The 22529-nt window shown below is 34.0% G+C and carries 19 protein-coding genes and 1 tRNA gene; 10 read left to right on the top strand and 10 right to left on the bottom strand.

The genetic code is table 11. The annotated features are described in order from the left end of the window. Nucleotides 1–28 precede the first annotated feature (28 nt). The 3 genes from KF896_02635 to KF896_02625 form a co-directional block, all read right to left on the bottom strand. The gene (locus tag KF896_02635) at nucleotides 29–1960 is read right to left on the bottom strand and encodes a VWA domain-containing protein (GenBank protein MBX3042588.1); all 1932 of its coding nucleotides are present in this window, start codon (nucleotides 1958–1960) and stop codon (nucleotides 29–31) included. 93 nt (nucleotides 1961–2053) lie between these two features. Then, a complete protein-coding gene (gene xseB, locus KF896_02630; protein ID MBX3042587.1) occupies nucleotides 2054–2260 on the bottom strand; it encodes an exodeoxyribonuclease VII small subunit in 207 nt (68 codons plus the stop codon). 4 nt (nucleotides 2261–2264) lie between these two features. Next, entirely contained in the window at nucleotides 2265–3455 is a 1191-nt protein-coding gene (locus tag KF896_02625; protein ID MBX3042586.1) for an exodeoxyribonuclease VII large subunit, read from the bottom strand. A 40-nt stretch (nucleotides 3456–3495) separates the two neighbouring features. On the opposite strand from KF896_02625, the gene KF896_02620 reads away from it, so the two are divergent. The 4 genes from KF896_02620 to sucB all read left to right on the top strand — a co-directional run bounded on the left by KF896_02620 (nucleotide 3496) and on the right by sucB (nucleotide 8362). After that, nucleotides 3496–4392 carry a DMT family transporter gene (locus tag KF896_02620; GenBank protein MBX3042585.1) on the top strand — a complete coding sequence of 299 codons (897 nt, stop codon included), beginning with the start codon at nucleotides 3496–3498 and terminating at the stop codon, nucleotides 4390–4392. A 96-nt stretch (nucleotides 4393–4488) separates the two neighbouring features. Continuing rightward, the gene (locus tag KF896_02615) at nucleotides 4489–5640 is read left to right on the top strand and encodes an acyl-CoA dehydrogenase family protein (protein MBX3042584.1); all 1152 of its coding nucleotides are present in this window, start codon (nucleotides 4489–4491) and stop codon (nucleotides 5638–5640) included. Between the two features lie 21 nt (nucleotides 5641–5661). Then, nucleotides 5662–6516 carry a hydroxymethylglutaryl-CoA lyase gene (locus KF896_02610; GenBank protein MBX3042583.1) on the top strand — a complete coding sequence of 285 codons (855 nt, stop codon included), beginning with the start codon at nucleotides 5662–5664 and terminating at the stop codon, nucleotides 6514–6516. A 124-nt stretch (nucleotides 6517–6640) separates the two neighbouring features. Then, nucleotides 6641–8362, top strand: coding sequence for a 2-oxoglutarate dehydrogenase, E2 component, dihydrolipoamide succinyltransferase (gene sucB / locus KF896_02605; GenBank protein ID MBX3042582.1), 1722 nt, complete (start codon nucleotides 6641–6643; stop codon nucleotides 8360–8362). A gap of 61 nt (nucleotides 8363–8423) precedes the next feature. On the opposite strand, the gene KF896_02600 is transcribed toward sucB, so the two are convergent. Continuing rightward, entirely contained in the window at nucleotides 8424–9587 is a 1164-nt protein-coding gene (locus KF896_02600) for a 5-(carboxyamino)imidazole ribonucleotide synthase (protein MBX3042581.1), read from the bottom strand. A 62-nt stretch (nucleotides 9588–9649) separates the two neighbouring features. Then, nucleotides 9650–10549, bottom strand: a complete 900-nt coding sequence (locus KF896_02595; GenBank protein ID MBX3042580.1) for a DMT family transporter — start codon at nucleotides 10547–10549, stop codon at nucleotides 9650–9652. 220 nt (nucleotides 10550–10769) lie between these two features. Between KF896_02595 and KF896_02590 the strand changes: the two genes are divergently transcribed. Further along, nucleotides 10770–14333 (top strand): hypothetical protein, encoded by a 3564-nt coding sequence (locus KF896_02590; GenBank protein MBX3042579.1) that lies wholly within the window; start codon nucleotides 10770–10772, stop codon nucleotides 14331–14333. Nucleotides 14334–14389: 56 nt separating this feature from the next. Here the strand turns inward: KF896_02590 and KF896_02585 are convergent. Together KF896_02585 and KF896_02580 are read right to left on the bottom strand one after the other, a co-directional pair. Further along, a tRNA-Cys gene (locus tag KF896_02585) sits at nucleotides 14390–14460 on the bottom strand. A 66-nt stretch (nucleotides 14461–14526) separates the two neighbouring features. After that, nucleotides 14527–15366 (bottom strand): glycosyltransferase, encoded by an 840-nt coding sequence (locus KF896_02580; GenBank protein ID MBX3042578.1) that lies wholly within the window; start codon nucleotides 15364–15366, stop codon nucleotides 14527–14529. Between the two features lie 222 nt (nucleotides 15367–15588). Between KF896_02580 and KF896_02575 the strand changes: the two genes are divergently transcribed. Further along, a complete protein-coding gene (locus KF896_02575) occupies nucleotides 15589–17607 on the top strand; it encodes a T9SS type A sorting domain-containing protein (protein MBX3042577.1) in 2019 nt (672 codons plus the stop codon). 98 nt (nucleotides 17608–17705) lie between these two features. Here the strand turns inward: KF896_02575 and radC are convergent, their stop codons facing one another. Both radC and KF896_02565 read right to left on the bottom strand, forming a co-directional pair. Continuing rightward, nucleotides 17706–18380 (bottom strand): DNA repair protein RadC, encoded by a 675-nt coding sequence (radC, locus tag KF896_02570; protein ID MBX3042576.1) that lies wholly within the window; start codon nucleotides 18378–18380, stop codon nucleotides 17706–17708. A 14-nt stretch (nucleotides 18381–18394) separates the two neighbouring features. After that, nucleotides 18395–18739 (bottom strand): divalent-cation tolerance protein CutA, encoded by a 345-nt coding sequence (locus KF896_02565; GenBank protein ID MBX3042575.1) that lies wholly within the window; start codon nucleotides 18737–18739, stop codon nucleotides 18395–18397. An 89-nt stretch (nucleotides 18740–18828) separates the two neighbouring features. Here KF896_02565 and KF896_02560 point away from each other — a divergent pair, with 89 nt between their 5' ends. The 4 genes from KF896_02560 to KF896_02545 are packed head-to-tail and all read left to right on the top strand — an operon-like array spanning nucleotide 18829 to nucleotide 21508. Next, nucleotides 18829–19110 (top strand): hypothetical protein, encoded by a 282-nt coding sequence (locus tag KF896_02560; protein MBX3042574.1) that lies wholly within the window; start codon nucleotides 18829–18831, stop codon nucleotides 19108–19110. A gap of 3 nt (nucleotides 19111–19113) precedes the next feature. Continuing rightward, nucleotides 19114–19947, top strand: a complete 834-nt coding sequence (locus KF896_02555) for an FAD-dependent thymidylate synthase (GenBank protein ID MBX3042573.1) — start codon at nucleotides 19114–19116, stop codon at nucleotides 19945–19947. Between the two features lie 49 nt (nucleotides 19948–19996). After that, on the top strand, nucleotides 19997–20737 hold the full coding sequence (locus KF896_02550) for a hypothetical protein (protein MBX3042572.1): 741 nt from the start codon (nucleotides 19997–19999) through the stop codon (nucleotides 20735–20737). A gap of 27 nt (nucleotides 20738–20764) precedes the next feature. Further along, on the top strand, nucleotides 20765–21508 hold the full coding sequence (locus tag KF896_02545; GenBank protein ID MBX3042571.1) for a hypothetical protein: 744 nt from the start codon (nucleotides 20765–20767) through the stop codon (nucleotides 21506–21508). Nucleotides 21509–21632: 124 nt separating this feature from the next. Here KF896_02545 and KF896_02540 read toward each other — a convergent pair whose 3' ends face one another. Continuing rightward, nucleotides 21633–22514, bottom strand: a complete 882-nt coding sequence (locus KF896_02540; protein ID MBX3042570.1) for a 3-hydroxybutyryl-CoA dehydrogenase — start codon at nucleotides 22512–22514, stop codon at nucleotides 21633–21635. Between the last annotated feature and the right edge of the window lie 15 nt (nucleotides 22515–22529).

Genomic DNA, 22529 nt, shown 5'->3' with positions numbered 1-22529 from the left:
TTTAACACAAAATAATTTAAAGAATTTCCTAATGCATTAGCATTATTTTACCTTTTAACCATTTATCAGGTTTGTATTGATACATTATATAATACATCCCGGTCGGATATTTTGATATATCAATAAATAGCTTATTACTACTTTTCTTTTCTAATCTGAAAATAATTTTTCCGGTAACATCGGCGATAAATAATTCCTCAATCAAATCGGAAAACTCAATATTCAGATCACCATAAGTAGGATTTGGATAATACTTAAATCCAGCCATAGCCTTGGCTTCTTCAATATCTCCACCTGTCACAGGCAAATCAATAGAAATGGTTTCGCTAATAATTTCATTTTTATCAATATCGCAGTCAGGATAATAAGTATATTGATAAACCAGACGTATCAGAAGCTGACGTAAAGTTTCAACATCAAATTTATCTGTAGTAGGCTTAATGTGAGGATTACCAATTCCACTATCATCTGTAAGGAATGTGTATGTACCATTTGTCAGCAAAGCAGTAGCTCTTAGAAAATATTCAGTGCTTTTATCCACACCACTGCAAGCTACAGGAATAACTCTTATGCCTTTTTCCGATGCTTTCAGAATCAAAGACTGAAGTTCAAGAATAACATCTGGTCTTGAGTGTGGAGGTGCATCAAGTACCAGAAAAATAATTTTTGTCATAGATTCGTCTGTCCAGCTAAGCTGATTTATGGCTATGTCCAATCCTCTATGGACTGCTTCCGGAAAATCACCACCGCCTGCAGCTCCCTGTTCATTTATAAATTCAGTTGTAACACTTATGTCCGAACTGAAATCAGAGTATCTGGTAATATAAGCATCGCTTGTGTCTCTGTAGAATACAGAACCCAAATTAAATATCATATCAGGGATGGTATCCTGAATGTCTTGCATCAGTGCTTTTAAATCCATTTTCAGGTAATTTATTTCATCACCCATTGAGCCGGTGGCATCAACAAGAAATACTATATCAACAGATTTTGGTTTAAGGCATTCAGTCTTGATTTTAAAGAAATTAATTCCATCTGAAAATTTCTTGGCATTATTAATTTGATAAAATAAACCTGAATATTCAATTTCTATTGAAATTTGGTCATTATTTGAAACACGATCTGTGAATGGATTTAGCCATAGCTCAGCTTTTCCAGTATTATCAGAGCGTGACGACCAAACCACATAACCATTATTCAATAAATTAACTGTTGCGCCATAAACCGGTGTACGATATTCATTTTCGATCAATACAGTAAATCTGTCTTTTGGATTTAGCTTCCATAATTCTTTGAAATCGGACAAATCTGTGTCAGCTATGTCATTCCACATGACCCATTTTGAAAAATCATTGACTTCTCCAGCTGTAAGAAGTCCTGATTCGGCTTGCTCATTGCTGCCGGGAAATCTTGGTTCAAGTTCCATAGAATGAGCAAAACCTCCATCAATGGAAGCAGGTGGTGAGCCATCCATTTCAACACTACTACTTGCAGAGCCTCTTAACATCACCTCAGCACCATCTGAATAAGTGGGTATAAGCGGGCTACTTTCAACGTGACCTCCTTTTCTGCTTTCTATAGGCATCGTTTTTTTAGCATCACTTCTAAGTTTTTCAATTTGACTACTTCTTAAATTATCCACCATATCACTTTCGGGAGGTAATTTTGTCATTGAAACAATTAGATTCATTGAGTCTTTTGTAAATGGAATTGATACAGATTCAAAACCTTTTGCATGAATTACGATTTCTCCCTTAGGCTTATCAATGTTCAACATAAACTTACCTGATTTAGCATCTGAGTGAGTAAAATGAATACTGCCTTTGAGAATTACAGTTGCATTTCCAATTGCTTCACCATTTTCAGATGAGCTAATCGTACCTGATACTTTTGCTGCTGATTGTGCAAATATTTGTCCGGCAAAAAGGACAAATATTAAAATGATAATGCTCGTTTTCATGATTTCATTCCAAAAAAGTTTTGAAATACTTAACTTATACTAAGATGTATTAAATTCAAAAAAGTTACAATTTAAGCAAAAATTAATTTTGAATTATTCAGATTGTGCATTATTAACCTTCGAAATATCAATAATTTTCAATTCAGCTTTACTTAGGAAATCTTTGCACTCGCTTGTGAGTTTCATGCCTTCCTCATAGATTTTCAACATTTCTTCAATTGGAACCTCTCCCTCATCGAGTGCATCAATTATCTCTTCAATTCTGCGAATTTTTCCTTCAAAATCTTTACTGTTTTTCATTTATTTAATCCTTTATAATAATTACATTTGTAGAATCATTTTTTCTAATTATTTCAATTTTATCAAAATTTCTCAGCGGTTCATTTTTATTAATATAGTTCTCCCCTGCTTTCAATGCGGCAAATCCCTTATTCAGTGGTGACAGAGGATTTAATGAGTTTAAGTGCGAATCAAGACGTGTCAGAGAGTTTAAAGCATTTTTAATATTACTTTTCATCACATTTTCAAGTTGAATTTCCTGTGAATCAATAAGTTGGATATATTTATTAATATTATCTTTAAGTCTTCTTGGAGCAAATCTCATAAAATTCTCAAGAACTCCTGTACTGAGACTATTTGTTTTGTTTAGAGCAATTTTTAAAAGTCTTGAGCTCATATCTTCAAAAAAATCATTTAATTCATCAACTGTAATCGGAGAGCATAGCTCAGCGGCGCCGGTTGGTGTCGGAGCCCTCAGGTCAGCAGTAAAATCAGCAATCGTAAAATCAGTTTCGTGACCCACAGCTGAAATTACCGGCTTTTTACAATTGTAAATTGCATCTGCAACAATTTCGGTATTATACGACCATAAATCCTCTATCGAACCCCCGCCACGACCAATGATTATTATTTCCGAAGGAGTATTTTCAAGCTCAGAAATAGCTTTTACAATGTCCTGTGAAGAGCCATCACCCTGAACTAAAGTCGGACGAAAATAAATGGTTGTGAAAGGCAGTCTTCTTCGAAAGGTTGAAATCATATCCTGTAATGCCGCACCTGTCGGAGATGTTGAAATGCCTATTGCAAAAGGTAGTTTAGGAAGTAATCTTTTGCGTTCTGCATCGAAATAGCCTTTTTGACTTAATTTGCTTTTAAGTTCTTCAAATGCTAAATATAAATCTCCTTGCCCCATAGGTCTCATTTCAAGACAGTCAAGCTGATAACTTCCTTGCGGAGGATAAACGTTCAGATTACCCATAGCAATTACTTTCATACCGTCCCGTGGCTCGAAATCCAATTTTCTCATACGCCACATTACAGCTTTCAATTGAGATTTGTTATCTTTAAGTGTGAAATATCTGTGACCTGAAGAATGAAGCTTATAATTAGAAATTTCGCCCTGAACAAAGACACCTGTAAAACTGCTCTCAAGCAGTGATTTAATTTTGTTTGTCAGAGCTGATACTGAAATTGCCACATTTGTATTATATTGCATTTTGTAGAAAATCAAATATTAAAAAATCATATTAACGTATATGACTGATAAAAATTCAAGGAAATCATATTTATTTGCCGGTTTGACTGTTTTGATGTGGTCAACCGTGGCTACTGCTTTCAAAATTGGATTGTTTTATACTAATCCTGCAAATTTGCTATTCATATCTTCACTTACATCATTAATTTTCTTTTCTGCTTTGTTTTATTCCAAAAATAAATTTAGCGATTCTGTAAAATTAAAGGGATTATTAAATTCTTCATTATTTGGATTTTTAAATCCTTTCCTTTACTACCTGATACTGTTCGAAGCATATAAGCTACTACCGGCACAGATTGCCCAACCCCTAAACTATACATGGGTTATTGTAGTAACATTATTAACATCAGTATTTTTAAAACAAAGACAAAAATTAATATCAATTGTCGGCTTGAAAATCAGTTTTGCAGGAGTTGTGGTTTTATCATCACAGGGAAGTATCCCCGGACTTGGTGACATTAGTCTTTTTGGAATATTTTTAGCTCTGTCCAGCTCTATTTTTTGGGGAGTTTACTGGCTATTAAATCTTAAAGACACACGAAACGATATTGAAAAGATGATGCTAAATTTTGCTTTTGGAACTTTATATATTTTAATTTACATTATGCTTACACAAAATTTTGAGTTCAATATTAATGTTCTATTTGCAGGAATTTATATAGGATTATTTGAAATGGGCGTAACGTTCTATGTCTGGTTCAAAGCCCTTAAGTACGCCGAAAGCACTGCCAAGACAGGGAGTATTATTTATCTGTCCCCATTCATATCCTTGATTTTTATTTCTATTGTTTTAGGTGAACCAATTGCTTTAATTTCGATTATAGGATTGATTTTGATAATTTCAGGTATTCTTCTACCTAAAGTTAAGGAAGTTTTTATTAGGAAATCAAATAATTAACACATTTATTTCATAATTTTGACAAATAATTAAAAAAATATTTCGTTTTAACAATTTTATGAAGCGGGCAAATAAAACTAGGATTATAAGATGTCAATCAATCGGAATTTAACTGAAGACCAGATATTATTAAGAAATACTGTCAGGAAATTTTCAGAGGATGTAATTAAGCCTGTAGCAGGTGAATATGATGAAAAAGAAGAATTCTCTTATGACATCACCCAACAGATGGCTGAAATGGGATTTTTAGGTGCATTCCTTCCTGAAGAATACGGAGGAAGTTCCTTGGATTATGTATCTTATATAATTATGGTTGAAGAACTTGCCCGTGTAGATGGTTCACATGCTGCAACGATAGCAGCACATAATTCGCTTGGAACAGGTCCACTTTATTATTTTGGTAGTAAAGAGCAAAAAGAAAAATATCTTCCCTTACTTGCCGGGGGAAATCTGTGGGGATTCGGTCTTACAGAGCCCGAAGCTGGTTCAGATGCAGGAAATACTCAAACCCGGGCATACGAAGATGATGGCGATTGGATAGTAAACGGCTCAAAAATATTTATAACCAATGGCGCTACAGATGTTACTTTGGGCTCTACTGTACTCGCAGTTTCAGGTCAGCAACCTGATGGAAGAAAAGAGTTTACATGTATAATAATTGAAAATGATACACCGGGTTTTGAAGCACGAACTATGAAAGGTAAAATGATGTGGCGTGCATCAAATACAAGTGAGCTGTATTTTCAGGATTGCCGCGTGCCTGCGAGTAATACTCTGGGGAAAAAAGGTGATGGCTTTAAGCAAATGCTCTCAACTCTCGACAACGGCAGACTTTCTATTGCCGCTATGGGACTTGGTCTTGCTCAGGGTGCATATGAACTTGCCCTGAAATATTCAAAAGAAAGAAAAACATTCGGAAGAGCTATATCCACATATCAGGCAAATGCTTTCAAATTGGCTGATATTGAAATGGGATTGGAATTAGCACGAACTTACCTTTATGATGTATGTCGTATGCTTGATAAAGGTGAGAAAATCACCAAAGAAGGTGCTATAGCAAAATTATATTGCTCAGAGCTTGCTCATATGGCTGCTAATCACTGTGTGCAAATTCTTGGAGGTTACGGACTTATGAAAGAATACGGCGCTGAGAGATTTTACCGCGACCAGAAGCTACTTGAGATTGGTGAGGGTACTTCCGAAATTCAAAGATTGGTTATTTCACGATTAATTGGTTGTTATGATTAAATTCTACGGTTCAAAAAAGTAATGTTGAAACTTATTGAATGTCCTCGGGACGCTATGCAAGGGCTTACCAAAATTGTCCCTACAGAACTTAAGATACAATATATCAATGCTCTACTTAAGGTAGGCTTTGATACAATTGATTTTGGTTCTTTCGTATCTACAAAAGCTGTTCCTCAAATGCATGATACTATTGATGTCATTAAGAATCTTGATTTGAATGACTCATATTCTGCACTTTTGGCTATTGTTGCCAACTTAAGAGGAGCTGAGCAGGCTATATTTTTTGATGAAATTGATTACATAGGTTTTCCGTTTTCAGTTTCAGAAACATTTCAGCAACGAAATGCAAATTCTTCTATTGAGCAGTCCCTGCTCAGGGTCGAAGAGATAAATAACCTTTGTGTTCAGAATAATCGGGAACTTGTGGTTTATCTGTCTATGGCATTTGGTAATCCTTACGGAGATCCCTGGAATGAGGAAATAGTTGCCGGGTGGGCTGAAAAGCTTGCTGATGTCGGTATTCATACTATTGCCCTATCCGATACAGTTGGAGTATCAACTCCTGAATCAATTTCGAGATTATTCACAACACTTATACTCGAGTTTGATTTTGTTGAATTTGGCGCTCATTTGCATTCAAACCCTTCAAATTCACAAGGGATAATCAAAGCAGCCTATGAAGCCGGATGCAGAAGATTTGATTCAGCGATGATGGGATTTGGAGGCTGTCCGATGGCTGAGGATTCACTAACCGGAAATATTGCCACTGAAACTCTGATAGATTTTTTGGGGAATATGAATGAAGATTGTGGACTTGATTTAGATGCACTTGAATATGCTAAAAAAATTGCCGCAAGAATTTTTGGTCATTATTAAGATTATTGAAACAAAACAGACATCATACTACAATATTTTGATGATTTTTATGTTTTATAATAATTGTAATTTATTTTGATTTTGAAGAATACACGTTAAAAATTAAATATACTGGAGATTTAAGATGAAAATTGAAGTAGTAATGCCTAAAATGGGCGAGTCTCTTCAAGAAGGTACTATAACCAAATGGCTAAAAAAAGAAGGCGAAATTGTAGAACGCGACGAGATGATTCTCGAAATATCAACAGATAAAGTTGATACAGAAGTTCCATCACCAAACGCGGGGGTTTTATCAAAAATTTTAGTTCAAGAACAAGAAACTGTCGAAGTTGGTACACCCATAGCTATAATTGAGACTGATGCTTCAGCAGTTGCTGAAACGAATTCGGAGCCACCAAAACCTCAGGAAGTAAAAGCACCTGAGCCAACTCCACAACCAACACCTGAAGTAGTTCCTGAAGCGCCACAAACTGCACCTGCAAGTGGCAATACAATTGATGTGGTTATGCCTAAAATGGGCGAGTCTCTTCAGGAAGGAACTGTTATCAAATGGCTAAAAAAAGTTGGTGAAGTTGTTGAACGTGACGAAATGATACTTGAAATTTCTACAGATAAAGTTGACACAGAAGTACCTTCTCCTGTCTCCGGAACAATTGTGGAAATATTAGCAAACGAAGGTGATACTGTCGAGGTCGGCGTTGTAATTGCTCGTATTTCAACAGGTGCTTCCTCAGTCGCGACACCATCTACTAAAGAAGAAGCACCCAAAGCTGAAACAAAGCCTGAACCTTCACCTTCTGCTAAAACATCTGCACCTGAAGTTGTTATTCCTGTAAGTGGCGGTACAACAGAAATACCAAGTAGAATGGGCGATAATTTCTATTCTCCTCTTGTACGTGCTATGGCGAAAGACAGCGGTGTAACACTCGAAGAATTACAGCAAATACAAGGCACCGGCATTCAGGGCAGAGTAACAAAAGAAGATTTAAATAAATATATTGCTAATCGCGGAACAGCAAAATCACAAGCAACTCCTGCAACAGCACAAGCATCAGCTACAGTTAAACCTGCGACTTCGACAGCAAGTGTTCCTGCTGCACCAAAAGCACCTGTGATTAATCTGCCTTCTGGTGATGATGTTGAAATCATTCCGATGGATAGAATTCGCCAGCTAATTTCTGACCACATGGTTTATTCCAAGCATACTTCAGCACACGTTACAAGTGTTGCGGAAGTTGATGTTACAAACCTTGTTAATTTCAGAAATAAATATAAAGATAAATTTGAAAAGCAGGAAGGTTTCAAACTCACTTATACTCCATTCTTTGTACAGGCTGCTGTTGATGCAATTCGTCAGTTCCCTATGGTTAATGTCAGTGTTGATGGCAAGAATATCATACGTCATAAAAGAATCAACTTAGGTGTAGCAACTGCTTTGCCTGATGGAAACCTAATAGTACCTGTAATTAAGAATGCAGAAGTGCTTAATATTACCGGTCTTGCTCGCTCTGTATATGATTTGGCTACCCGTGCAAGAAACAAGAAACTTGTTCCTGATGAAATTCAGGGTGGTACTTTCACTTTGACTAATGTTGGCACATTCGGTACTTTATTCGGAACACCTGTAATCAACCAGCCACAGTGCGGCATTTTTGGTGTCGGAGCTATAAAGAAACGTGCAGTAGTGAAAGAAGTCGAAGGCAATGATTTAATCTTGGTTCGCCACATGATGTACTGCTCAATTACTTATGATCACAGAGTAATTGACGGTATGTTAGCAGGTCAGACACTTGCGGCATTCGTAAAAGCACTTGAAAATATGAACGAAAATACTATTACTTTGTAATAATATTTAGAAAATAATTAGTCAAATACGCAGAAGCTTAATTAGAGTTTCTGCGTTTTTATTACCAAACAATTGAATCTGCGGCGCTTCTTGCAATAGCTCTGGCTTCGGTTTGAGACATACCTAAAGATGTAATATGTCCCATTTTTCTGCCTGTGCGAGATTGCTTCTTATTATACAAATGTAGAAATACTTTTTTGTGTCTGAGAAGTTCGGAAACATCTGTTGGTACGCCAATGCCATCTCTTACACCGAGAAGATTTATCATCACTGATGCAGGTGTTATCATTTTTGATGAGCCAAGAGGCAAACCGCACACAGCACGGATAGCATTTTCAAACTGTGATGTATAACAACTTTCTATTGTGTAATGACCCGAATTATGAGGACGCGGTGCTATCTCATTAATTAAAACATCACCGGTTTTGGTCAGAAACATTTCTACTCCGAAAACGCCGATACCATTAATTGATTTTACAGCTTTGAGCGCTAAGTTACGGGCTTTATTCTGTAAATCTTCGCTAATTTCGGCAGGTGCGATAACCTCGTGGCAAATATGACGGTATTGGACAGTCTCAACACAAGGATACACTTCTATTTCATCATTTGAATTTCTTGCTACAATTACAGCAAGCTCTTTTGAGAATTCAACAAATTCCTCAGCCATCAAATCGCGATTTTTACCGTTTGTTTTAAATTTATTCCAAGCCTCTTCAGCACTTTCCTTATTGAAAACAGTAGCATTCCCATAGCCGTCATAGCCGTATTTTCTTGCTTTGATTACGAAAGGGTATCCTTTTTTTTCTCCAAATTTAAAAACATCATCAACTGAATTGATTTCTTCAAAATAAGGAACTTCCAGCTCTGCATTCTTAAAAGTTTCTTTCTGAATAAATTTATCCTGCACAAGACGCATAGTTTGCGGACTTGGATATACTGTTCGCTTTTGGGAAATATAATCCAAAATTTCAGGGTCAATAAATTCATTCTCAAGTGTTATAACGTCTGATTTTTCGATAAATTTGTCCAGCTCGTTTGTCTCGAGCCAGCCCTTTGTGAAGTCACTCTTTGTCATATCACCGGCTGGAGAATCAGAATGTGACTCAATCACAGCAACATTAATTCCAAGTCTGTATGCAGCAGAAGCAATCATTTTTGCAAGTTGTCCACCACCAAGAATTCCAATTGTAAAGGTTTTATCAGGATTGTATTTTGATTTCAGCATTTCGATATTCTAAATTATAAATAAAACAAAAATAATGAAATAATAAGTATTATCAAAGTAAATTATCTAAATCGGCGTTTTTTTATCAACTTCTGCAAATATGGACCCAATTCCGATATCAATAGACCGGAAAATAAAATTGCTGCCCCGGAATATTCCCTGCTGTTTAAAATCTCGTTAATTACTATAATAGCTAAAACATTAGCAACAATCGGCTCTAACGAAAATATCAGCGCCGCTTTAACAGGTGTTGTATATCGTTGTACAGATGTATGAATTATCGTCACTAAAAATGAAGCCAGAATCCCATTATAAGCAAGTGCTGTGATCAAACTCGGAGTAAGATTAAACGAAAAGGTCGGCAGTTCAATAGCAAGTAAAGTTATGATTGCGGGCGGTAAAGCCGCCAAAAACTGCAAAAATACAAGTTGGTGAGTTTTATTTTTTTCTGTGCTTCCTTTTGTGAATTTATCCATATATGTGATATAAAAAGCCCAGAAAAATGTGGACATCAGAGTAAGCAAGTCTCCGGGATTGATGTTATCAAAATCAGGCCTTGTGAAAATGTACAAACCCATAGTTGCGACTACCACTCCGACTTTTGACCAGAAATTTATGCTTGTTTTCTGGATTAATTTGAACACAAAAGGCGTTATTGGTACCGTCATACCAGTTATGAATGCAGACTTTGATACTGTAGTGTATTTCAATCCGTAAGTCTGAAGAATGAAGCCGCCACCAAATAATAGCCCTAAAATTATACCCTGCTTAATGGTTTCCGGGCTGATTGATGTGAGACTTTTTCCAAAGAAAATCAATGAAAGACTAAGTGCTAACATAAAACGAAGAATTATAAATGTGGAAGGTGTACAATCATCCAATCCGATTTTTGTGAAAAGGAATGTTCCTCCCCACAAAAAGGTAACTGATAGAAGAGCTAATTCTGCCTTCCAGGGTTTCAATATTTCTCCGGATCATTTTTGTGAAATTTTAAAATGCAAAAATACAAATAATTGAATGAAAATTACTGAATGAAAGGATAATATTAATATTTCAATTTATTAATTATCTTAATTATAAGTTTTGAATATGTATTTAATCATCATTTGTAACTTTTTTATTATTATTTTTGTCTATATCAATGTTGGCAAAGCAGAAAAAATATATTACAGGATAATATCTATGAAAAAAATAGTATCGGGCTTTAAAAATATTAGCATCAAAGTGCTATTTCTATATATTTATATTATTTTTATCAACACTGAATCCTTAATTGCAACCCAGTTTACTCCAATCCTGCTTGGCAAAACCAAAGATACTATATTTAAAATGAGATTGGTATCTGCCGACCTGAAAATCACCTGCAATGAACAGCGTATTTCCTTTGATTGGCTGCTGACTTACAATAATCCTCTTGATGAATGGATTGAAGGCGAACTAAGTATGCCAATGCTTAATAACCAGCTTATAACTGCTTTTGATATGAATGTTGGCGATGTCCTGCGAAAGGGAATGATTGCCGAAAAAATGCTTGCTAAATCAACTTACGAAAGAATTGTAGCACGAAACAACGACCCGGGACTGCTTGAAATTGTGAAAGGAAACTCTATAAAATTACGTGTTTTCCCGATTATGGAAAAGGAAAATAAAAGAGTTAGAATAAGTTATGATTGTGATTTTGATTATGACGAAGAAAATCAAATCTTTAAACTTGATTATCCATTCGACTTTATGGATAATCTTGAGTATTTTAATATCGAACTTGATGCTTCAAATGTTAATTCGCAATTATTTATTGAATCCAATATCAATGAGTTAAAAATAAATCAATCAGGTAAATCAAATTTAAAACTCAAAGATTTTAAAGGGAGTAATTTTTTCAAGTTTATGTACCGCAATAAATTTGAAAAACCAATTGTTTCTTTGTCAAAATTTGAAAATGAGAAATATTTTTCAGCATTGGTAAAGTCGCCACTTTCTAATTTGGAAAGTAAAAAAGCAAACTCAATTACGATGTTTGTTGATGCCTCATTATCCCAAAAAAACAACAATTTCAGAGCCGAACAATATTTTATTAGGGAATATCTCAAACGATTAGAAAATGTTGATATTGAACTTATTGCATTTTCGCTTTACGAATTGGCTCGGGTTAAATTCAAGGTGGAATCAGGAAATTCGGATGAAATTATCGAATATCTTAATAATATTGAGTATATTGGAGCAACAAATTATGGTTCAATAGATTTAGCAAATCTAAATTCTGATATAATTATGATGCTCTCAAACGGTGTGAAAAATCTTGGCGACTGTGATTTTTTCAGCATTAATAAGCCGGTATATATCATTAATTCAAACCCGGATTTCGATGAATCTTATTGCCGTCATATAAGCGAAAAAAGTGGTGGAAAATTTATCAATCTCTATAATAATGATAATCTCTACAGTGCTGTAATGTCAATGTTTGAGTTGTCAAATTCAATTGCATGGATTGATTCCGGAAGTAATGTTTCAGATTTAAATATTTCAAAACATCTTGAAAATCCGGACATTTTCAGAATTACCGGAAAATTCAAATCCAAAGATGACAAAATTAATTTAAAATTTTCGGACGGAACTGCCACCGAAATTTCATTATCGGAATCAACAACTGATTCATATAGCTCCGTGCCAAGATTATGGGCTTCCGATAAGGTAAATTCTCTTATGCTCGAATCAAAAATTGACACTGCTGAAATTGTCCGCCTAAGCAAGAAACATAGCTTTGCTACAAAATTCAGCTCGTTTATTGTGCTGGAAACAATTTGGCAATACTTATCATCAGGTATTGACCCACCACCGGATTTGAAACAAGAATTTGATAAGCAAAAAGCTAAATTAGAGGAAGAAGAAGCAAGATATGATAGGGAAATGCTTATTGAAAATGAGAAAGGAAAAAAATTGTTACTTGAAAAAGGCAAGATGGAATTGGATAAATTAAAGTTTAATTATTATGATTATTACAAAGATTTATTTGAATACTTCAAGAATAATCAAATTGAAGAAAATATTTATTTTGATTATTCTCTATCAACCCAACTTACTGAAAAAGAACAAACAGGTTTTATTTTGCCAAAACCATTTTTCTATGAAAAATATAAATTCAAAATTCTAAAAAGTCTTACTTTCTTAAATAAAGGTTTAGTAATTGACAGTTCTGATTCCTTTTTTAAACCAAAAATTGTTCACGAATTTGATTCTATTCGTATCAAATTAATCAACAATGACAGCATAACATTTCGTTACAAATTGGAAAAGGGTAAGTTAAATGTTGTTGATTTGGACTTAATAAATGAATTTAGAAATAAAGGTATCGGTTTTGGTGATATATCAATTTATGCAAAAGATTCATCAGATAAGTACTTGGATACTGTTTACGTTTCTATAAATGGCGAATTTACTGAAACCTTAATAAAGCAAAATAATCAGATTAAAGATTTATTAAGGGGTGAGAATAAATTTTATTTATTTGACAATGAAAAAGAATTTAATACAATAAGTTATGATATTAAAGCAGGGCAGGAAAATAAATTAATATTAGATACAAATGATATAAAATCTTACTTAGAATATGGTGTAATTGACAGCATTTCAAGTGGTTTAGGAACACTCACCGGTTTTGTAAAAGATGAATATGGCAATGTATTATCTAATGCTGGTATATATATAATTGGTGAAAAAAGTTTAGAGTATATCATTGACAGTACAGGCAGGTTTGTAATTTACGGTATTGAACCGGGTGAATATGAAGTTAGCTTCATAAAAGATAAAATAAGAGATATGAGAAGAGCACAAAAATATGTTGTTATTAAACCAAACAAAATTACTAAATTAGGATTAGTTCATATTTTTAGTTCTTCATATAATTTTGAGGAATTCTTATGGCTTCGTAGTTCAGAATCTTCCATAAGAGGTGGAAGAAATGATGATAATAGTACTTCATATATTTTTTCACAAGAAAATTTAAAAGCTGAGATTGATTCAATTTTTGAGCTTGCTGAAAAGTATCTGAAAGAAGGTGATACAACAAGGGCTGAAATTTTACTTTCAGGTGTTTATGATATAGACAATGAAAAAGCAAGTTATATGTATAAATTATCTGCGTATTTTTGCAGAGTTAAAAATTTAGAGCTTGCTATTGATGCATATCTCAGAAGTCAATATTTTGAACCTGATTCTATTGTTCGGGATTTCAAACTTGCACGAATTTATGAGGACTGCGGTATGCCTGATTCAGCTTTAAAACTATATGAAAAACTTTTAGACTATTCTTATTTAAAATATTCTTATGTTATCAATGATATCGAAAGAAGAAAACTTCATTCATTAGTAAACAAGGGTGAATTAAATGAAGATGAAAAAATTGACTTGATGATTAGGACTGAGTCCTATGATTTTTTACACAGATTAAGATTGGAAGTACTCGACCCCAATAAATTCAATCCTAATTGGTATTATGATAATTACTTTGGTGGTTTCAGATTAACTGACCCAATTGAAGAATCCTCATTTGTTCAAAAACAAATAAGACCCGGAAAATACCAACTAAAACTAAGATTTCGCTCTTGGAATCATCATACAGAAATTACCAATAAATACCGTGGAAGAGTTATAATTGAACGCAATATCGGTTCTCTCAATTATTCACGCCAAGTGATAGAAGTCGAAGCAGACAGTTTGGATAAAGAATTTGAAATTGACTTGAAATAATAGCTTTAATAAACAAAAAAAAATCCCTTGTAATAAAATTTTACAAGGGATTTATGAGGTGACGAGAGGAGTCGAACCTCCGTACACGGTTTTGCAGACCGCTGCCTAACCACTCGGCCACGTCACCATAGAACTACAAAAGTAATAAAAATATTTGAGATAATAAAATTATTTCTAAAATAATTGAGAAAAACTATCTTACTGCTTCCCATTCTTTTGATACAGATTTTCCAAACCACCATACAGATAATGAATTCATTAGCCAAAAAAGGATTGTCCTGATATAGCCATATTTTCGGAATCTTCTTGGCGACTCAAGTATAAGCAATTCTCTCAGAAATTTAATTTTCGATACTTTTGAAATGCGTCTGTATAAGTCGAAATCTTCACCGGCGACGATTGAATCATTATATCCACCGACCTTTTCGAACGTGCTTCGTCTTACTATTTGACATTCTCCCCTACCCATTCCCAGACCTAATAAATTCAAGAGATGAACATAATTATTATGCAAAAAATAGAATATTTTGTCTTTGAGTAGAACTTCATCTGGAAATCCGCCTACATTGCAAGCTATACCACCAATATTTTTGAATTTACCTTCTTTATCAGAGAAATCAATAATTATTTGAATGAATTTATCAATATTTTCAGGTATAGAATCAACGTTCAAAAATACAAGTATATCTGCTTTTGAGCAATCGGCACCACGATTTCTTCCTGCAGCAATAGTTTGCCTTTCAGGTGAATTATGAACGACAACAATATCAGCCAGCTCACTAGCAATTTTAACTGTATCGTCTGTACTTCCGCCATCGCTAACGATTAAATCAAAATTATACTTTTTTCTCAAATCTAAAGAAAATAATTTGAGGTGTGATTCAATCAGCTTCTCTTCCTGATATACAGGAACGATTATGCTAAAAGAAGGAATATTACTGTTTATTCGCTTTTTAATTACTAATGACTGACTCAAATTATTCAATGATTGATTTTCTGTAATAATTTTATTTTTGGGATTGATGTAATGCAAAAATCACCGATTGTGAAACTAACAAAATACAAAATTAACACTTTTTTTTCAATTTTTACCCATTTAGTGTTTACTTTTATCAAAATAATTATAATTTTTAATTTTTTGATTATGGCTGCAACATTAGCAATTAGTGCCTCCTCATGATAATTTTAACAATATCTTACTAAAATATTTGTCTATTATTTTTTTTATGTTACATTTTCTTTTTAGGTGATTGGAATGAAAAAAGCAATTTACTTGCTGATATTTTTTTCTTTTTTGGCAGTGTTGAAAGGGCAACCTGATTTGACATCAAACAGCATCCCACAGGTTGGTGAAAAATATACAATTATAGATTGTGATACAACCGGAATAACAGAAGGTGAAAGTGGGGCTTCAAAAGTTTGGGATTTCAGTAAAATATTGATATTACCGGGTGATGAGGCAAGGAGTTATAATTCAATTATTTCAGCTCCGTCAGGAATTAAATCTGAGTTTTTTCAGGAAGCTGACTATGCTTTAAGAAGTGAAGGTGGAGATACTTATTTCAAAACGAATTCAAACAGAATCGAGAGATTAGGAGTGGGATTTGAATCAGGTCAAGAGGTTCTCAATAATACTGAAATATATTACTCATTACCCTTTGCATTTCAAAGTGATTTCAACGATTTATTTTCAGGTCAAATCAAAACAAATGCTGACGGAATAGATGTTACAGTGAACAGAGGTGGAATGTCGAAGGCTTATGTAGACTCTTACGGTACTTTGATTTTACCGGATGGAACTTTCCAGAATGTATTAAGAGTTAGAATTGACCAAACTATCTATGATACAATTCCTCCTAGTGTTTCAGGAGCACCTCAAATTATAAACATAACCGAGACTACTAATTATCTATGGATGAATGATCAATATAAATTTGGTCTTTTGAACATTTCTTATGTAAAAAGTTCTCAAATTATGTTTGGAACTGTAATAAACACCACAAATACAAAAAATATTTGGATACTTGACGAAATGCCTGAAGTTCAGGACTATTTAACTATTCCGTCAATTACAAAGCCAATAAATAACAGTGAAGGGTTGGAACTTCCTCTAACAATTGAGTGGACTGAATCTGAATTAATTAAATCAGGTTCAATAAGGAATGAAATACTGCAGAATATTTCCTATGACTTGCAGGTTACCACTGACCCCAACTTTACAGCGGAGAATTTGATATTTAATTATGAAGTAGCAACAGGCACAAGTTTTGTATTTAATGAAAATATTAATTCAATTTATCTTTATATGCGTGTCAATGCCAAATCGGGTGATTTACAAAGCGGCTGGTCTGAAATTGTAAGTGTTCAATTGACAGAACAAGATAACTACCTGACTACTCCTGAATTTACAAGCCCTGAAAATGGTGCTGAGTTAACTGAACTACCAGTAGTTTTGGAATGGAGCCAATCTCAAATTATGCCTGAAGGTACAAGCGATAATATTGAATATGTAGTTGAGTTATCAATCGAACCGACTTTCTCAAATCCGGAAACCATTGAAGAAGTTGAAGTTGGAAATCAGACATCGCTTGAAATTGATTATAACCTTCCTACTTTTACCTATTATGCAAGAGTAAAAGCAGTAAGTGGTGAACTAACAAGCCCATGGTCTGAGGTATTATCGTTTGATTTTATTTCCAACACAGAAACACCTGAAACTCCGACATTACTCTCACCTGAAAATGGTGCCGTTGATTTAGAGTATGAATCTTTAACATTTGTATGGGAATCAGATGAAGTTGGAGTAATTTTCCAGTTTAAGGTTTGGAACGATATGGAGAGTCTTGAGCTTTATGTTGGAGAAGATAAATTCTTTGAAGCTGAAAATATTCTTCAGCCGAATACAACTTATTTTTGGTCAGTAAGAGCAGACAGAGACTTTTCAGATACATCTGACTGGGCTGAGCCTTGGACATTCACAACAAAAAACCCGGCATCAGTTAAGGATTCTGAATTTAATAGTCCAAACTTAACTCTTTTGCCAAATCCTGCAATTGATGCTGTAAATATAAGTTTTACTCTTGAAACTCAGGATAAAGTAGGATTGAGAATAGTATCATTGGACGGAAGCACTTTATACAACAGCTCATTAGGGACATTGAATGCAGGACAGCATAATAACAATATTGACATAAGCGGTTTTGCAGCAGGTGCTTATTATGTTATTTTGGAAGGCTCAAAAGTTAAATATATTAAAAGCATAATTAAGCAATAATTTCTTATAAATTCAGCTGAAATAATTAGATACTAAACCGAATAAATTCAAGCAAAGGATTACCAATCTGCACTTTGATTTATTCGGTTTTTTTACAATTAAATCAAACCTGCATTTTTAAAGCTGTAATAATCATTACTTCCAAATATGAGATGGTCAAGGACTTTAATGCCGATTACATTTCCTGTTTCAACAAGTCTGTCAGTAATTCTTTTATCTTCAACTGAAGGTTCGGGATTGCCTGAAGGATGATTGTGAATTAGCACAATAGAAGCAGCTGATTCAATTATTGCAGGTCTGAAAACTTCACGGGGATGCACAAGAGTCTGATTTAAAATGCCTTCAGTGATAATTGCCTCCTTAATTATTTGATTGCTTGAATTCAACAGCAGAATTCTGAATATTTCAATTCTCAAATCCCTTAGTCTCGGGAAATAATACTCGGCGATATCATCTGAATTTTGAAGCTTTTTCTTTGAATTGAATGGATTCACTACAACACGTCTTGAAATCTCAAAAGCAGCGGCAATGCTTACGGCTTTTGCTACACCTATTCCCTCAAACTTCTTGAGCTGTGCCACATCACTTTTGGCGAGCTCTGTAATACTGCCAAAGTTCTCAACAAGCTCACGGGCAATATCAATTGCAGTTTTTCCTGCTTTGCCGAAACCAATAAGAATCGCAATCAGTTCTGAGTCCGAAAGAGATTTTGCTCCGAATTTTATCAGTCTTTCACGTGGTCTGTCATCTTCCTGCCAATGTTTGATGGGCATTATTTATCCTGCATTTAATTATTGAATGAAGAAGGCAGTGTATCACTAATCCAGTCAAGATAAGGCTTAAATCCATCCTGAATTTCAACAGCTATAATCTCAGGAACTTCATCATGATGAAGCTCTTTTACCCTGTTCATCAAAAATTGAAGACGAGCATTTGTTGTTTTAATCATAATCAAACATTCGTGCCTTTCATTAATTGAATTGTCCCACTGGAAATAAGATATAGCATTGGGTAAAACAGTGCAGCACGCTGCTAGATTTTCATTTACCAAAATTTTTGATATATGTGAAGCACTGTCTATCGAACTTGTTGTAACATAGACAATTTTGTAATCATTTGATTCATTCTTCATAAATGTCTTATTATTTATCGAAAAATATTTATATTTGTAAGTTATAAACTTTCAAAAGTAAAAAATATTATTTTGAATAATAGAATATAATGATTGAAATACTAATTTTTTATCTTCATATAGCCGGCGCATTGTACGCTTTTACAAAAAGCTGGCAAAATGTGAGTCTGAAAGAGGGCTTTATGGCGATACTTATGATAGGACTTTTTTTTGCTATCGGATGGGCACTTACCGGCACCTTAGCGCGGCTTATCTATCCTGATTCATGGAACAGTATATATTTTTCGTCTGACACATTGTCGCTTGTTCTACTATTAATTCCTGAAATAATTTTTTTCTACTTTTTTTTCATAAAAGCAAAGAATTTATAATTTATGAATATTAATGTCAAAGAATATATCGAAAAAGAAATAAAATGCCTTGACAAAGGCTTTGTAAGATTGATAGATGTTATGGGCGATGATGCCGCAATAGTCCAGTCTGCGAGAGTTTCCTACGGTAAGGGAACAAAATCTGTCAATGAAGACCGGGGATTAATTAGATACTTAATGCGCCACAAACACACATCTCCATTCGAGATGGTGGAATTTAAATTCCATGTCAAACTTCCAATATTTATTGCACGTCAGTGGATTCGACATCGCACAGCAAATGTAAATGAATATAGTGGAAGATACAGCGAAATGAAAGATGAATTCTATGTGCCGGAGATTTCAGAAATCAGGACTCAAAGCACAATCAACAAACAAGGACGCGCCGATGAAAGTCTCCCTGAAGAATCAACTTCAAGAATTTTAGAGATTCTGAATAACCGAAATTCTCAGTCATTTTCAGAATATTCTGAAATGCTTGAATTAGGACTTGCAAGAGAAATTGCAAGAATTAATCTGCCGCTTTCAAATTATACTGAATGGTACTGGAAAATTGACCTGCATAACTTATTTCATTTCCTAAGACTTAGAATTGATTCTCATGCTCAGTACGAAATTCAGGTTTATGGTAATGCTATCGCTGAAATTGTAAAGGCTGCCGTTCCAATGGCATGGGAAGCCTTTGAAGATTATATACTAAATTCCGAGATGTTTAGCAGTATTGAAATGAAAGCAATTAAGGAGTTAATTGGAAATGATATTCCCGATGTCGAAAAATTGGTAAGCATGGGATTATCAAAGCGTGAGGCTGCTGAATTTTTAAAAAAATTAGAATAAATGTATTCAATTTGTCACATTTTTTCAATTAATTCGTTTATATAAGTATATGGCAATTAAATTAAATATTTATTCTTTATCTGCAATTATTCTGATTGGAATTTTGTCTTTTAGTAACACATTCTGCTCTCAGGCTGATAGCAATATTAATTCAGACGAGATTTTTGAAAAAGCTAAAAAGTTCAGAGGTGTTGAATTTTTAAATTTATATTCTGATATTGGAGTAAATGGCAAAATAATAGAAAAAAACGGTAATTTAAACGAATTGAATTATTTTTTCCTAAAACCTGACAAACATAGACTCAGACTACACTTAGGAAATTTTATGATTAATATTACTCTAAGTAATGATGCCGGTTGGGCAAAACTTCCGGGTATGCCTACTATCCCAATTGATGATATCAGTCGTCACAACATGGAATCCGTATCACTTGCATTTTTTCCAAAGATTTTTGTAATGCAGGACAGAGATTCGATGTTTTATTCCGGCATCGAAAAAATTTCGGGTATTGGTTGCTTTAAATTTGTTTTAATTGATAAAAAAGGCATTTATCATGATTTTTTCTTTGCTGAAAATGATTTCAGACTTGTTAAATACCTCACAATGAAAGAAATGAATCTTGAACCGCTTCTTTTTGAAGCTTATTACGATAAATATAATGATTTTAATGGTGTTAAATTCCCTACTGAAATTGAAGTTTATTCAGGTGACAGAGAATTAAAATTCAAAATTGAAAATGTGAATTATAACATCGGACTTACAGAATCTGATTTTGGAAAACCAAATTAATTTTTTTAATATATTGGAGTTATTATAATGTACTCAAAAATAATTTTTTTACTAACTGCATTCTTAGCAATGAATATTCTTACATTTGCTGATGCAAAAAAAGCAGAAGATCTGATTGAAAAAAGTATCAAAGCAACCGGTGGCAAAGAAAAATTTGAGAATATCAAAACTTTCTCGCTAACTGCAGATATGAATGTTCCATCTCAAAATATGGATATTAATATTGACTTCTGGCTCAAAAAACCAAATAAAATGCGTTTGGTTCAGAATATTGCATCTATGGGAATGACTGTTGAAGCCGGAACTGACGGTGATAAATACTGGGCTATACAGCCGGGCAGCACAACTAAAACAGCCCTGCCTGACATGGCAGTAGCTCAGGTAAAAGGACAGCTTGATGGTCTGAAAACCATTCTTGATTCTCCTTTGATGAATTACAAAGAAAAAAATTACAAAATATCTTATTCAGGTTTAGAAGATATTGATGAGAAGAAATGTAATGTCGTAAAAATAGTTGATGAAGAAAACAACGAAACTGATTTTTATTTCGATGCAATTACTAATCTCATTTATTGCTCCAAATCTAAAGTTAACGCAAATGGTGAGGATTTTATCGTTGAGATGAAGATTAACGAATACCAGAAAGTTGACGGATTATTTATTCCAAAGAGAATTGAGATTGCTCAGAACAGTGAAGTTCAGACAAAAATTGCAATTTCAGAAGTGAAATTCAATCCTGAAATCAATGACTCTGATTTCAAGGCTGAATAATTTTTATCTATGCTTTTTAAAAAAAGAGTTGCTTATTTAAGCAACTCTTTTTTTTTAGTAGTATATCATATAAAATGATTAGATATTCTATGAAACGTAATCTAATAACGAAGACTTCCATGATTTAATGAAAATTGACCGCAACCGGTGCTTCACCTGAATAATCATAGAATCCTTTTCCGGTTTTACGACCATAAGCGCCGGAAGCAACGACTTTCTTCAGCAATGGACAAGGTCTGTATTTAGAATCACCAAGGTCATTATGAAGAACTTCAAGTATAGCAAGACAAGTATCAAGTCCTATTAAATCTGCTAAAAAAAGCGGTCCCATTGGATGTGCAAATCCAAGCTTAGCCACTTCATCAATACCATCTACAGTTCCCACGTTTTCCATAAGTGCAAAAATTGCTTCGTTTATAAATGGCAGAAGTATTCTGTTGGATATAAATCCCGGATAATCATTTGCTGTAACAGGTGTCTTACCTAATTTTTGGCAAGTTGAAATAATTTCATCATAGACTTCACCAGTAGTTGAAAGTCCTTTAATAACCTCTACAAGTTTCATCATTGGTACAGGATTCATGAAGTGCATGCCAACCACCTTTTCGGGTCTGCGGGTCTGTGCAGCAATTTCTGTAATCGAAATTGTAGAAGTATTACTTGCTAAAATAGCCTCAGAATTAATCACTTCATCAAGATTTCTAAAAATTTTAAACTTCAAATCTTTGTTTTCAGATACAGCTTCAACAACAAGTTGAGCATCAGCTCCAACTATTAAATCTGTACTAATCTGAATTTTCGCTAATGCTTGATCCATAGCTTCTTGCAAAATAGCACCTTTTTTTAGTTGTCTTTCCATATTCTTGCGGATTGTTGCCAATCCTTTTTCAAGAGCAGGCTCGCTAATATCACTTAACACTACATCGTAGCCGGATTGTGCAAAGGTATGAGCAATACCATTTCCCATCGTACCTGCACCAAGAACCAAAACTTTTTCAATTTTCATAAAATATTTCCAATT

Source organism: Ignavibacteriota bacterium (assembly GCA_019637995.1).
Classification (GTDB): Bacteria; Bacteroidota; Ignavibacteria; order Kapaibacteriales; family UBA2268; genus JANJTB01.
This window is presented reverse-complemented; position numbering and strand designations above follow the sequence as displayed.